The 13,855-nt window shown below is 68.9% G+C and carries 11 protein-coding genes; 5 read left to right on the top strand and 6 right to left on the bottom strand.

Annotation, left to right across the window (positions count from 1 at the left end; genetic code table 11):
- Positions 1-33: 33 nt before the first annotated feature.
- The 4 genes from ASG69_RS06275 to ASG69_RS06260 form a co-directional block, all read right to left on the bottom strand.
- Complete coding sequence (locus tag ASG69_RS06275; RefSeq protein WP_056441328.1) at positions 34-537, bottom strand: flavin reductase family protein; 504 nt, start codon at positions 535-537, stop codon at positions 34-36.
- A gap of 108 nt (positions 538-645) precedes the next feature.
- On the bottom strand, positions 646-2,379 hold the full coding sequence (locus ASG69_RS06270; RefSeq protein ID WP_056441325.1) for a VanW family protein: 1,734 nt from the start codon (positions 2,377-2,379) through the stop codon (positions 646-648).
- Positions 2,380-2,579: 200 nt separating this feature from the next.
- Complete coding sequence (locus ASG69_RS06265) at positions 2,580-3,842, bottom strand: reverse transcriptase family protein (protein WP_082544288.1); 1,263 nt, start codon at positions 3,840-3,842, stop codon at positions 2,580-2,582.
- A 281-nt stretch (positions 3,843-4,123) separates the two neighbouring features.
- Positions 4,124-5,422, bottom strand: coding sequence for an acetyl-CoA C-acetyltransferase (locus tag ASG69_RS06260; protein WP_056441321.1), 1,299 nt, complete (start codon positions 5,420-5,422; stop codon positions 4,124-4,126).
- A gap of 127 nt (positions 5,423-5,549) precedes the next feature.
- Here ASG69_RS06260 and ASG69_RS06255 point away from each other — a divergent pair, with 127 nt between their 5' ends.
- The 5 genes from ASG69_RS06255 to opgC all read left to right on the top strand — a co-directional run bounded on the left by ASG69_RS06255 (position 5,550) and on the right by opgC (position 11,581).
- Complete coding sequence (locus ASG69_RS06255) at positions 5,550-6,899, top strand: 3-oxoacyl-ACP reductase (protein WP_056441320.1); 1,350 nt, start codon at positions 5,550-5,552, stop codon at positions 6,897-6,899.
- A 5-nt stretch (positions 6,900-6,904) separates the two neighbouring features.
- The gene (locus tag ASG69_RS06250; protein WP_056442217.1) at positions 6,905-7,786 is read left to right on the top strand and encodes a MaoC/PaaZ C-terminal domain-containing protein; all 882 of its coding nucleotides are present in this window, start codon (positions 6,905-6,907) and stop codon (positions 7,784-7,786) included.
- A gap of 221 nt (positions 7,787-8,007) precedes the next feature.
- Positions 8,008-8,625 (top strand): acyltransferase, encoded by a 618-nt coding sequence (locus ASG69_RS06245; protein WP_056441315.1) that lies wholly within the window; start codon positions 8,008-8,010, stop codon positions 8,623-8,625.
- Entirely contained in the window at positions 8,622-10,406 is a 1,785-nt protein-coding gene (locus ASG69_RS22080) for a glycosyltransferase family 2 protein (protein ID WP_082544287.1), read from the top strand. Before ASG69_RS06245 ends, ASG69_RS22080 begins: the two co-directional genes overlap by 4 nt.
- Positions 10,376-11,581, top strand: coding sequence for an OpgC domain-containing protein (gene opgC, locus ASG69_RS06235; RefSeq protein ID WP_056441312.1), 1,206 nt, complete (start codon positions 10,376-10,378; stop codon positions 11,579-11,581). Before ASG69_RS22080 ends, opgC begins: the two co-directional genes overlap by 31 nt.
- On the opposite strand, the gene ASG69_RS06230 is transcribed toward opgC, so the two are convergent.
- Positions 11,547-12,482 (bottom strand): DUF6492 family protein, encoded by a 936-nt coding sequence (locus ASG69_RS06230; RefSeq protein ID WP_156382958.1) that lies wholly within the window; start codon positions 12,480-12,482, stop codon positions 11,547-11,549. The genes opgC and ASG69_RS06230 overlap by 35 nt on opposite strands.
- The gene (locus ASG69_RS06225) at positions 12,470-13,777 is read right to left on the bottom strand and encodes a hypothetical protein (RefSeq protein ID WP_056441306.1); all 1,308 of its coding nucleotides are present in this window, start codon (positions 13,775-13,777) and stop codon (positions 12,470-12,472) included. Before ASG69_RS06225 ends, ASG69_RS06230 begins: the two co-directional genes overlap by 13 nt.
- Between the last annotated feature and the right edge of the window lie 78 nt (positions 13,778-13,855).

The raw sequence follows: 13,855 nt of genomic DNA, 5'->3' as shown, positions 1-13,855 counted from the left end.
CGCGGATTCTCGCTCGACATCGGAGGACGAGACTCAGCGCTGCTCGACGACCAGCTTTCGGAAGCGGCTGCCCTGGAACACGATGGGCGCGACGTCGGAGTGCACCTCGAGACCGTGCACGCGCAGCAGGACGATGGCGTGATCACCCGCCGGCAGCTCCTGCTCGATCGTGGTGTCGAGCCACGAGGACGCGCCGTCGATGAAGATGGCCCCGTCGGGCGTCGTCTCCAGCGTCAGACCAGCGAACCGGTCACCCGTCTTCGCCGCGAGGCTGCGCGCGGCCACGTCGTGGGCCTCGCCGAGAACGCTGATGCCGATGTGCGTCGCGTCGCGGAACTTGGGCCACGTGGTCGACGTGTTCTGGATGCACACCGCGACCAGCGGCGGGTCGAGGGAGACCGACACGAAACTGCTCGCGGCCAGACCGACCGGCACGTCGCCGATGCGAGCCGCGATGGCGACGACCCCACTCGGGAAGGTGCCGTACGCCTGACGGAGGGTCGCCTGGTCGAGCTCGGAGGATGCGGTCTGACTCATGGAACCCCACGGTAGGGCCGCGCGCCATCCGCCGCCACCATCGCGGGCCCGGCACTGGGCAAGGTCACAGCCCCTGGATTCGGATCACGCCGAGCCCAACGGCGGGCCTCACTCGCAGCGGACGATCGGCACCGGGTCGTAGCGCACCGTGCGCGTGTTCCGCGAGATCTCCGCACCCGTCGCCGCGTCGCGGACGATCCGGGTGTCGCTGGTGGTGAAGCCGGGCGCTCCGCTCGACGCGACACATTGCTCTCCGCGCGGCAGCCGGACTGTGTCCGGCGTGGTCGGTCGGCTGCGGGAGCCGGTGATCGACTCCACCTCGACGGTCTTGGTGCCCCACAACCGCACGGTGACGGAGGATCCGTCGGCGAACGACTCGACGACCACACCCGTCGACGCCGGGTTCCGGAACTGCAGATCGATCGCGCCCTCGAAGACCGTCGCCTCGCGGGCCTCGGGGTAGCGGCTGATGTAGTAGCTGTGTTCGGTGTGATCGACGTCGTCCATGCCGCCGAAGTAGCTGGCGTTGTACAGGGTGGTGGCGAACTGGCTGATGCCTCCGCCGACGGCGCGATCGGGTCGGCCGTTGTCGATGATGCCCGACTCGACGAACCCCTGCGCCGTCCCGCGGGGACCGGTGTAGCCATTGAGTGAGAACGTCTCGCCCGGCTTCACCACGGCGCCGTTCACGATGTCCGCCGTGAGACCGATGTTGACACCCGACGCGTACTCGAACCCGCCGGTCGTGTACTCGCTGATCACTTCCCGGATTCCGAGAGCGTTCGCCGCGTCCGTGGTCAGTGCCGCCGGACGCGGTCCGTACTGCGCGACGGTGGTGCGCGCGTCACCGGACGCCGCCAGCAGGTCCGGCAGGGTGGCCAGTGTCTCCGGCCAGCGCACCTCGGCGCCGTCGACGGACGGAACCACCACGGATCGACCCCCGGAGAAGTCGAAGCGCGCGTCGACGGGCCGGGTCTCGGTGGCCGCCAGCCCGGGCGCGAGGATGCCGATCGCGGCATTCGTGTCGTACACCGGCCGCAGACCGCCGTCGTCGTCCGGTTCGAAGCTCAGGACCTCGCCGACGCGATCGGGTGCGAGCGTCGTCGTCGCACCGTCCTCGCCGTTCACGACCACCGGCGCCGACACCGCGGGCGTCGCCACGTCCTGGATCGCCGCGTCGATCGCGGCAGCGTCGACCTCGACGTCCTCGACGACGACGGGGAGCTCCACCGGACCGCCCTCGGCCCAGTCGGTGCGGAACGCGGAGGCCGCACCCGGTACGTCGAGCGTGCGTCCGGGAACGGGTCCGACGGCGCGGGGCACGCCGGCCTCGATGACCACGTCGCCCTCCACCGCGGGGCGGTCGACCTGCGGGGACAACGATCCGACGGCGGCGGTGAGTGCCGCGTCGTCGACAGTGGACACGACACCGATCTCGCGGGTGCCGAAGAACGACGCGAGCCTGGTGAACGGGGAGAGAGGCTGGTCGCCGGCACGATCGAGGGTTGCTGCCCAGTCGATTCCGAGACCGGCCGCGGCCGGGGTGAGGGTGGCGGCGACATCGTCCGCGCGCACGTCCACCGGGGCGTCGGTGCGCGGACCCAGGGCGTCACGGAGCCGGTTGTCCGCCTCCGCCACACTGCGGCCGCCGACCTCGACGCCCGCGACGGTCACGCCGCGGGGGATGTCACCGGTGGAGGTGAACCAGTCGGCGGCGTACAGGAGCGCGGCCACGGCGACGACGCCGCCGGCCGCGGACAGCGCGATCGTGCGCCGGCGGGTGGAGCGCGTGCCCTCGGGGGCGGTCCGGTGCTCGTGCTGCGCCGGTACGTCCTCGGTCACCCGGCTCCCTTCCGTCGTGCTGAACAGGCGCGTTCGCCCTCTGCTCGAGCCTACCCACTGGGGTCGGAGCCCGACTCCTCACGAAGACGGCTCCGCACCGCTGCCGGGTCGGGGGTCAGGCAGCGATGCGGAGCCATGAGGAGTATCGCCGGACGACCGCACTCGTTACAACTCGAATCAGACCGAACGTCCCGGATCTGTCAGGAGTCCCAATCGACTCGCTCCGCCATGGCCAGAAGTCGTGACCGCCGCGAAGGACTGCTTTCGCCGATCCAGGCGATCTGCCCGTACACCGAGGCACGGAAGTCCGGTACACCTGCACGATTCTGGGCAGCGGCACCGGTACGAACACTGTTGTGGAGCAGCGCGCGGAGTGCGTCGTAGCGGTCGCGGGGCGCCGCGGCACTCTCGTTCACCACCAGCCCGGCCAGCGTCTGCCGACGGTGCGCACGCGCCACGTGAGTCTTGTCACCGTTCACCACGAAGCCCTCGTCGCGCACGATGCGGTCGAGCGCCCAGAGGATCGTGCCCACATCGGTGTCCGACGGGCCCGACAGCGCCAGGTCGTCGGCGTAGCGGGTGTAGACGAGCCCACGGGCGCGGGCGAGACCCGCGACGCGACGGTCGAGTCCGCGGGCCACCAGATTGGCGAGCGCAGGCGAGGTCGGTGCCCCCTGCGGGAGGTGCGGGACGCGCAGCAGTGCCGCCTGAGTCCGGGGCAGACCGGCGACCTCGTCGACCGGCATCGCGGTGGTGCAGACGCCGGCGAGGACCGACGCCACCCGGTACGGGTACCCGCAGGCCTCGAACACGGCGCGCACGCGCGGCCTCGTCACCGTCGGGAAGAAGTCCGCGAGATCGACCCGGACGACGACGTCCCGGCCCTCGTGCGGGCGCGCGAAGGTCACGGCACTCCGACCGGCCCGGAAACCGTGAGCGGCAGGATGCGGCACCACGTGATCGAGGACGCGGTGGAGCACGCGCCGCTGCATCTCGCGCAGTCTCGGCTTGGGAATCTCCAGGATGCGCGTCCCGCCGCGACTCTTGGCCACCTCACGAGCCCGGTAGTGGCGCAGCGGCGGAGCCGCCCGACGCAACCAGCCGCCGACGTCGGCGAACCAGTCGAGTTCGGAGACGGTGACGTCCAGTGACGCGGCGAGCTCGGCGGTCGTCGCGAACGCGGGAACCCCGAAGCGCACCGCCGGAGTGGGACGGACGGGCGGCGCGGGGAGGACGAACGGATCACCGGGATACCCGATGACCTCGAGGAGTTCGGCGGCGACTTCCGTCGAATCGGGCGCATGGTTACGCCGCTCGAGGAGCCTGGTGATGAGGGTCTCGACGTCCGCGACGTGTTCGAACCGGGCCAGCACCTCACCGAGCTCGGTGCTGTTCCACGCGATGTCGACCAGGCGCGGTGCGATCATCCGCGCCGTGCGGTGATGCCAGAACGACTCGGACATCAGCGAGCAGTGGACCGAGGACGTGCGGCGGGGCGAGGCGACCTGAGACTCTCGTCGTCGTCGCAGGCCAGCACGCGAAGCGTGCATCGCTGCGTCGGACGCAGTGCCCGATTCCGTGAATGTTCCCGAGGGTTGCCCTCGAGGAGGGTCGCGCAGGACCCACTCTCGCCTCGCCACCGCTGCACCCCGCCACTGTGCCAGACGCAGACCGCTCGGTCCGTGAAACGGCAGAGGACCCGGCCACCCCTCGCAGCCGGGTCCTCGTGTTCGGTACGGGAGGCTCAGGCCTCCACGATCGCCGTGATGCCCTGGCCACCGGCGGCACAGATGGAGATGAGTCCGCGGCCGGAACCCTTCTGCGCCAACATCTTCGCGAGCGTGGCCACGACGCGTCCGCCGGTCGCCGCGAACGGGTGACCCGCGGCCAGCGAGGAGCCGTTCACGTTCAGCTTGCTGCGATCGATCGATCCCAGCGCACCGTCGAGACCCAGACGCTCCTTGCAGTACTCGTCGCTCTCGAAGGCCTGCAGCGTCGCGAGCACCACGGAGGCGAAGGCCTCGTGGATCTCGTAGTAGTCGAAGTCCTGCAGTGTCAGACCGTTGCGCTCGAGCAGACGCGGGATGGCGTACGTCGGCGCCATGAGCAGGCCGTCCTTGTACGAGCCGTTGCCGTGGATGTAGTCCACGGCCGCGAACTCCGAGTCGACGAGGTGCGCGAGCACCGGCAGGTTGTGCTGCGCGGCCCACTCGTCGGTGGACAGCAGCACGGAGGACGCGCCGTCGGTGAGCGGCGTCGAGTTGCCGGCCGTCATCGTGGCGTCGCCCAGCGAGGTGCCGAACACGGGCTTCAGCTTGGCCAGCTTCTCGGCCGTGGAGTCCGGACGCAGGTTGTCGTCGCGGGTCAGACCGAGGTACGGGGTGACCAGGTCGTCGAAGAAGCCACTGTCGTAGGCCTTCGCCATGTTCTGGTGGCTGGCCGCGGCGAGGGCGTCCTGGTCCTCGCGGCGCACGCCGAACTCCTTGGCCGTGACGGCGGCGTGCTCGCCCATCGACATGCCGGTGCGGGGCTCGCCGTTCTTCGGGATCTCGATCCCCAGCATCGACGGGCGGACGCCCGCGAGCAGCTTGAGGCGGTCGGCGGTGCTCTTCGCCCGGTTGAGCGTGAGCAGGAACTCGCGCAGCTCGTTGTTGACGCTGATGGGCGCGTCGGACGTGGTGTCGACACCGCTGCCAATTCCCACGTCGATCCGGCCCGACGCGATGGCATCGCCGACGGCGATGACCGTCTGCATGCTCGTGCCGCAGGCCTGCTGAAGGTCGAACGCCGGGGTGTACGGGCTCAGCGCGCTGCCCAGGACGACCTCGCGGGTGAGGTTGAAGTCGCGGCTGTGCTTGAGCACCGCACCACCGGCCACGAGGCCGAGCCGCTCACCCTGCAGGTTGAAGCGGGAGACGAGACCGTCGACGGCCGCCGTCAACATGTCCTGGTTCGAGGCGTTGGCGTACACCTTGTTCGAGCGCGCGAACGGTATTCTGTTTCCACCGAGGATCGCGACGGGGCGCTTCTCTTTGCTGGTCATCGAACGATTCTCCCTGTGCGCAGATGGCGCGGCCACAGTCGGGGCCGCTTCGTCGTGGACTCTATTCTTACTCACGAGTAAGTTACTTGTCGATACCGTTCGACATACCCGACACGAAGGTAGGAACATGGCAGCCACCAAGGGAGCCCCTGACCTCTACTCGCAGTTCCTCTCCTCTGCTCCCGGCGCGTTTCTCGCCAAGCAGGCGGGACTGCCGAAGCCGGAGACTCTGCGTCGCTACCAGCCGGGTGAGCCTCCGCTCGCCGGCCCGGTCCTGATCGGCGGCAGCGGTCGCCTCGTCGAGCCGCTGCGCGTGCTGCTCTCGGACTACCCCGCCGCGAGCCCGCACGACGACAAGCTGGGCGGCCTCGTGTTCGACGCCACCGGCATCGAGAACATCGAGCAGCTCGAGCAGCTGTACCAGTTCTTCCAGCCCGCGGTCCGAAACCTCGGACCGTCGAGCCGCGTCGTCGTCCTCGGCACCACGCCCGAGGAGACCGGCGACATCGAGGAGCACATCGCTCAGCGCGCGCTCGAGGGCTTCACCCGCAGCGTCGGCAAGGAACTGCGCCGCGGCGGCACCGCGCAGCTGGTCTACGTCTCCCCCGACGCCGCGCCGGACCTGTCCGGTGTCGAGTCCACCCTGCGCTTCCTGCTCTCGGCCAAGTCCGCGTTCGTGTCCGGCCAGGTCATCGCCGTCGGCAAGGACGGGTCCACGGCCCCCGCCTCGTGGGACCGGCCGCTCGAAGGCAAGGTCGCTCTGGTCACCGGCGCCGCCCGTGGCATCGGCGCCACCATCGCCGAGGTTCTCTCACGCGACGGCGCGCACGTCATCTGCGCCGACATCCCCGCGGCCGGCGAGGCCCTCTCGCAGACCGCCAACAAGGTCGGCGGCACGTCGCTGGCACTCGACGTCACGGCTCCCGACGCTGCCGAGGTGCTCGAGAAGCACGTGAAGGAGCGCCACAGCGGCGGCCTCGACATCGTCGTCCACAACGCCGGCATCACGCGCGACAAGCTCCTCGCCAACATGGACGACGGCCGGTGGAACTCCGTCATCGGCGTCAACCTCGCAGCGCCGCACCGCCTCACCACCGCTCTGGTGAAGTCCGGCACGCTGAACGACGGCGGCCGCGTGATCGACGTGTCCTCCATCGCGGGCATCGCCGGCAACCGCGGCCAGACCAACTACGGCACGTCCAAGGCCGGCGTCATCGGCCTGGTGCACGCCGAGGCACCCGAACTGGCGAAGAAGGACATCACCATCAACGCGGTGGCGCCCGGCTTCATCGAGACGGCCATGACCGCGGCCATTCCGTTCGCCACTCGCGAGGCCGGCCGCCGGATGAGCTCGCTGCTGCAGGGCGGCCAGACCGTCGACGTCGCGGAGACCATCGCGTACTTCGCGAGCCCGGCCTCCAACGCCGTCACCGGTCAGGTCGTCCGCGTGTGCGGCCAGTCCCTGATCGGAGCGTGAGCGACGTGGCCACGGTGATCCCGCTCGACGGCCCGCCGAGGATCCGCGACATCTACACCCGCGCGGCTCTCGACTCGCTGCCGATCATCGGCGGCGGCAAGCGCACGCCGACGGCACCGGACGCGACGTACACCCTCGGCGGAATCCGGATCGATCGGGACAACCTCGCGACGTACGCCAAGGTGACCGGCCTCCGTCTCAGCGACACCCTGCCGCTGACGTACCCCTTCACCCTGGTGTTCCCCACCGTGATGTCCCTCATGGTGTCCAAGGACTTCCCGTTCGCGGCCATGGGATCAGTGCACGCGGAGAACGTGATCGAGAGCTTCCGCCCCGTCGGGACCTCGGAGCCGCTCGACATCGCGGTGCACGCGGAGAACGTCCGCGAGCACCGGAAGGGACTGCTCGTCGACGTCGTCAGCGACGTGTCGGTGGGCCGAGAGCTGGTGTGGCGTCAGACGTCCACCTTCCTCAGCCTCCAGAAGACGTCGCTGTCCGGTGGACCTCGCGAGGCACCGCCGGCCGACGAGGTCCCGCCGCCGCCCACCTCGACTCTGCGGGTGGACCAGAAGACCATCTCGCGCTACGCGGCGGTGAGTGGTGACCGCAACCCGATCCACGTCTCGTCGCTGGGCGCCAAGGCCTTCGGCTTCCCGCGCACCATTGCTCACGGGATGTGGAGTGCGGCGGCCGTACTCAGCGCCGTCGACGGCAAGATCCAGGACCGTGTCACGTACTCGGTGCGCTTCGGCAAGCCGATCGTGTTGCCCGCCAAGATCAACGTGTACGCCGAGCGGGTGGGCACGGGCGTCGGGCCGGGGCAGTGGGACGTGGCGCTGAAGCACCCGAAGAAGGGCTACCCGTTCCTGACGGGCACCCTGCGCTGACTCCTCGTCGTAACTCCTCCTCCGCACCCCTCCTCGACTCGCCGGTTCCGCGGGTTCGGGGAGGGGTGCGGTCGTCGGTCGGGCACATCTGAGTCGGTCAGTCGTATGAACGACTGGTCAGACCGACTCGGCCACTCTAGATTCGAACTCATCACCCGCGACACGCCGTTCCAGCAGGATCGAGGTCGGTTTCGGGGAGGACGTGAGCGGTCAGGGGAGACATGGGCATCGCCACGGGGGCCCGGCGTGAGCACGCCGACAGTGAGACCGGACCGTACGTTCATCCTGCCGCGCTGTGCGAGAGCACGCACGTCGGTCCCGGCACCCGGGTCTGGGCCTTCGCGCACATCCTCTCGGGCGCGGTCGTGGGCTCGGACTGCAACATCTGCGACCACGTCTTCGTCGAGGGCGGTGTACGGATCGGCGACGGTGTCACCGTGAAGAACCGCGTCCTGCTGTTCGACGGCGTGACGGTCGAGGACGAGGTCTTCCTGGGTCCCGGCGTCACCTTCACGAACGATCTGCGCCCGCGCGCTCACATCAGCCGATCAGGGGAATCGTTGTCGTCCACTCTGATCCGGCGTGGTGCGACGCTGGGTGCCGGTGTCGTCGTCGTGTGCGGGGTGACGGTCGGGGAATCGTCCTTCGTCGGAGCCGGAGCAGTGGTGAACCGCGACGTGCCGCGCCACGCTTTCGTCGTCGGCAACCCGGCCCGGCAGATCGGATGGGTGTGCCGATGCGGTGCCCGTCTCGCGGAGGACCTCACGTGTGAGTGCGGGGTCGCACACGAACTGCGCGATGACGGCGTGTACCCCTCGGCCACCCCACTCCGACCGTGATCGCCCCTCCTGCACGGCCGGACTCCCTCGTTCGACAGGATCGCTTCACCACGGACGAGTCGACGGCCGATGTCGCCGTCGTGATCGTGACATACCGCAATGCGGACTCGATCAGCACGCTCGTCGACAGTCTGCGGTCGGAGGCCGCGGTGTCGTCGATACGAGTGGTGGTGGTCGACAACAACTCCGGAGACGGCACGGCGTCGACTCTGGCCGCCCACGATGACGTCATCGTGGTCGCCGGAGAGGTGAATCTGGGGTACGCGGGCGCGATCAACGTCGCGCGGTCACGCATCGGGGCCACTCGCGCCGTGCTGATCCTCAATCCAGACTGCGTCGTGCAGCCGGGCTGCGTCACCGCACTGCGTGCCGCCCTGCGTGAACCGGGCGTGGTCGCCGCTGTCCCGCGTCTGCACGACGTCGACGGCCGACTGTCGTTCTCTCTCCGACGTGAGCCTCGCCTGCCCGCCACCCTCGTCGACGCGATGCTGGGCGCCCGCCTGCCTCGCAGGCCTGTGTGGGCGAGCGAGACGATCCGCGACGTCGCGGTCTACGACCGCGCCCATTCCATCGAGTGGGCCACCGGGGCGGCGATGATGATGTCGGCGGGAGCGCTCGACGCGGTAGGCCCGTGGGACGAACGCTTCTTCCTCTACTCGGAGGAGACCGACTACTTCCGCAGGCTTCGTTCCCACGGACTCGTCCTGTACGTTCCCGAGGCCCGGGTGGAGCACACCGGCGGCGGGTCCGGGAGCTCACAGGCGCTGGCAGATCTACTGACCGTCAACAAGATTCGCTACGTCCAGAAGTATCACGCACGGCCGTTCGTCGTCGCGTTCCACGCGGTGACCCTGCTCGGTGAGGCCTTGCGCTGCTGGTCATCGGGGCACAGGGCAACCTACCGGGCTGTTGCCAGGCGCCACGAGTGGTCGAACCTCCTCCGAGCCGAGACCCCCGGTCCGACAGAGTGTCGGGACATGGGCTCGGTCGTCATCCCGGCGCACAACGAGTCCCGCGTCATCGCCCGGACGCTCGACGCACTCGCCGACCTGGCCGCCCGAGGTGTCGTGGAGGTGATCGTCGCGTGCAACGGCTGCACCGACGACACCGCTCGCATCGCAGCAGGTCGCCCGGGTGTCCGTGTTCTCGACCTGGGCGTCGCGTCGAAGACAGCGGCGATGAACAGCGCGGACGAGGTGGCCGAGCTGTGGCCACGCGTGTATCTAGATGCCGACGTCGTCATCACACCTGCGGCCGTCGTCGATCTGGTGACCGCCCTGGCCGACGGCACGCTGCTCGCTGCCCGACCCGCGTCGCGGTACGACGCGACGGGGGCGGGCCACCTGGTCCGGCGTTACTACCGCGCGCGGTCCTCGCTCCCCCTCGTCCGATCCCACCTCTGGGGCGCGGGCTGCTATGCCCTGTCCGAGGAGGGTCACGCGAGGGTGGGCCGGTTCCCCGACGTGGTCGCCGACGACGTCGTGGTGGACGCGGCGTTCGCGACCGACGAGAAGACCGTCGTGGACACCGATCCCGTCGTCGTGCTCGTTCCCCGCACTCCTGCAGCCTTGATCGCCGTACTGTCGCGCAACTACTCGGGCAACCGCGACGCCCCTGCCACCACCAGCTCGACCGGGACGCTCCGGCACGTCGCCGGTACCGTCCACGGTCCCGGAACACTGCTGGACGCGGCGGTGTACTGCCTCTTCGCCGCCCTGGGCCGACGCGCGTCTCGGCGCACGTCCGCCCGATGGGCCCGCGACGACACGAGCAGGTCGTGAACGATCCGTACTCTTCGTCGACGCCCGCGATCTCACCCTCTCCGAGACTCGGTAGAGACGATGCCATCGACGTCGTCCGCGGCCTCTGCGTTCTCAGCATGGTTCTGACGCACCTCTCGTCGGGGTCGACGGTGTGGAGAATCGTGCATTTCCAACCCTGGGTGGACGGTGCCTCGGGTTTCGTCCTCATGTCCGGTCTCGTCCTGGGCATGGTGCACGGGAGGACCGCGCGCGCGCACGGTGTCGCGGCGCTCCGCACCCGACGGCTGAAGCGCACCGCCCTCCTCTACGTCGCCCACATCGCCATCGTGGGTCTCGCGATCGTCGACGGATTCCTCGCCCATCTCGACGGACTCCCGGATCGAGGACCCGAGTCGTTGTCCCGCTTGATCTTCTGGACGCTCACACTGCAGGTGAATCCCGGCAACGTCGACATGCTGTCCATGTACGTCGTGCTGCTTCTCTCCACAGCCGTCAGTGCGCCGTTACTGGCTGCCAGACGAGGTGTGCTCGTCCTCGTGCTGAGCGCTCTGGTGTACACGGCGGGGTCGGTGTCGACGCACGGCGCTCTTCCCAATCGCCCGTACGGTGACGCGTTCTTCGATGTCGCCTGCTGGCAATTCCTGTTCACGGGCGCCTACCTGCTCGGGTGGCGATGGCCGACCGTCGTCGCAGTCCTCCGTGGCCCTCGCGCCCTGTCTGCTGCGATCGTGACAGGAACGGTGGTGGCTGCGATCGCTGTCCTCCTGCCTAACGACGGCGTGCAGGAGGTGGTGTTCGGGAAGGCCGAGTGCGGTCCCGGTCGCATCGTTCTCGCGTGGTGCGCCTTCGTCGTGCTATACCAGTGCGCCAGAACGGCCGTGTCCCGTGCCCCTGCAGCGGTGCGGGCCGTACGGATCATCGGGTCGCGGAGCCTCGCGTGCTTCATCGCACTGTGTCTGGTCAATCTGGTTCTCCCTCTGGCCATCGGCGAGGACCCGACCACTGTTGCCGCTCAGATCGCCGGCATCGGCGTCGCGCTGGCCATGTATCCGGTCGCGCTGGCCCGAGGACTGGTGGGACGAAGTCTGTCCGCTCTGCGCGACGATCTCACCTCACGACGGCAGACACTGCCGGACCAGCCTGTGCCGCCGGCGGGAGTCACCGAGCCAGACGGGCGATCACGGACTCGGTGAGATACCGCCGCGTCTCCGGCGTCGTGCACGAGGTGGACTGGATCTGGACGGCGATGTCGGACGGGCGTGCCGCCGACGCGAACGCGAGCCCGTCGCTTTCCATCAGGGTGTCGGTGCTCCAGTGGCTGAGGCACCGCGGATCATCGGACAGGAACGATCGGTCACGTGTATCGGCGAGTTCGGCGACGTACGTGCCGTACAGGATGAACTCGGACACATGACGTTCCGCGGTGACACAGCGGATCCAGTGACGACCGCCCACGGCGGCGATGTGGTCCACCATCGAGCGCACGAGGCGTGGGTCCCACGCGACGAGGCCACAGATGTGATCCGGCAACGGAGGGGTCACAGTCTCGTCCAGGCCGAGCAACCGGCGAGCCGACCGATGCCAATCCAGATGATCCGCCATTCCGGCATGTACCCCTGTTGCTCTCGAGTACAGGCGGACGACACCGTCACGCAGAAAGTCGTCCGCCGCCACTGTGGACACGAACGTCAGGTCCGAATCCGCCAGCAGGACCACGGATGCCGTGGACTCCGCCGCGATGGCGATCTTCACGACCTGTTGCACGATCCATCCCCGTACCGGGAGCCACGGGCGCGTCAGATCCAGTTGTTGGATCTTTCCTATCGCCGACACCCGGCTGAGCCGCCGGACCATGTCGGTCACGGCGGCGACCGACACGAATGACGCCGGCAGGACATCGTCGACGGTCGAGACCACCAGACGAGCGGACCCGATCGCCGTGAACAGCGCCTCGTCCCGGCGCGGCACGATCACCCTGTGCCGAACCTCGCCGGCAGTGAATCGCACCACCGAACTGTGCAGGTCCTCGAAGAGCGCCAGATCGGGTGCATAGGACGGTGTCACGATCTCGATCGTCCGCGTCAGGTCAGACATGCTGCGCCGCCCGGCAACTGGTAGACGTGGACGGCGTTGCCGTCCTCGAACGTGTCCGAGATGCGGCCGTCGGTGATCGGGACGTCGCGACCCTCGCCGACCACCGACGCCGTCGACACCGCGCAGTCGACGGTGATCTCCGCGTCGACCGGACCCGGCTCGGTGGATCCGGCGAGAATGTAGAGCGCATCACCGTGGATGCGGGTCGACGTCGCGATCCGGGAGTCGTGATGCACCAGTCCGTCCACCGAGGGGGAGTTCAGGACCGGGGCGAGTTCCGCGACCTCCCGACCGGTTCTCGCGATTCCCTCCCTCAATTCGCTGCCGCAGTCACGAATCGCGTGCTGGGTGGGACAGGGCCCCCCGAAGTTGTGAACGAAGTAGGTGATTCCGCGGGCTCCGGCGATGAGACTGCTCCACACGGCGGCTCGGATCTCCGGCACCGTGATGGTGGGGGCCCACTCCTCACGGAACGGATGTCCCACCTCGACGAATCCCCACACCGGTCGGCTTCCCGGCGGATCGACGAGCGACCGAACGCGCTCCACCGTCCGCCCGTAGTTGGCGGCGAGACGGCACCTGTCGTCCGGAACGGTCTCGCCGTCGTTGACCAGCCCGCCGCCCTCGGTCCCGGCGCACACCGAGGGGTCGGTGAACCAGTACACGTCCGCGGACACCACGTCCTGGTACTCGTTCACGAAGCGGCCGGCCTGCTCGTCCGACTCCCAGTACGCGACTCCCTTGCCGTAGTTGGTGAAACGCAGAGCCCCGTCCGGCGCGCCCTCGGCGGCCTTCGCCATCACCGAGTACCCGCACGGCTCGTCGGACGGTTCGCAGACATCCCCTTCGCCCGGCCTGAGTCCGGTAGCCGCAGCACTTCCGGGTCCCGCCCACATGTCCGCCTCGTCGGCGGTGAAGTAGCCGGCCACCGGGCCCTCCGGTGTGCTCGAGCTCGTGATCGCGTACATACCGTTGTCGGCGATGCGTTGCAGGTCCGTGTCCGCCGTCGGCTCGAGATACACGTTGATGCCGGCGGCCTTCTCCACGGGCCACCCCGTGTCGTCGACCACCGACTCGGACCACACCGCCATGGGGAAGAAGTCGGGGTCGTCGGGCAGAGAGTCGGTGAAGCGCGAGTAGAAGTCGGGACCACCGTCGACCTGACGCACGACCACGGACGAGGACGAGACGGGCGTGGGAGACGCGGTCGACGTCCCCGGCGGTTCGATCGCGGTGCACCCGCTGATCGCGAGGACCAGGACCGCGAGAACCGTGCCGACTCGTGTGCGTCTCATGACGGAGAACCTCTCGGAAGTCGAGCACCGGAATACACACCCGACGAGCGGCGGTGTCTCGTTGTGGGGCCCACTGTT

This window comes from Rhodococcus sp. Leaf225, from assembly GCF_001426145.1.
Classification (GTDB): domain Bacteria; phylum Actinomycetota; class Actinomycetes; order Mycobacteriales; family Mycobacteriaceae; genus Rhodococcoides.
Note: the sequence above shows the minus strand (reverse complement) of the source record. Positions and strands in the feature narration are given on the sequence as shown.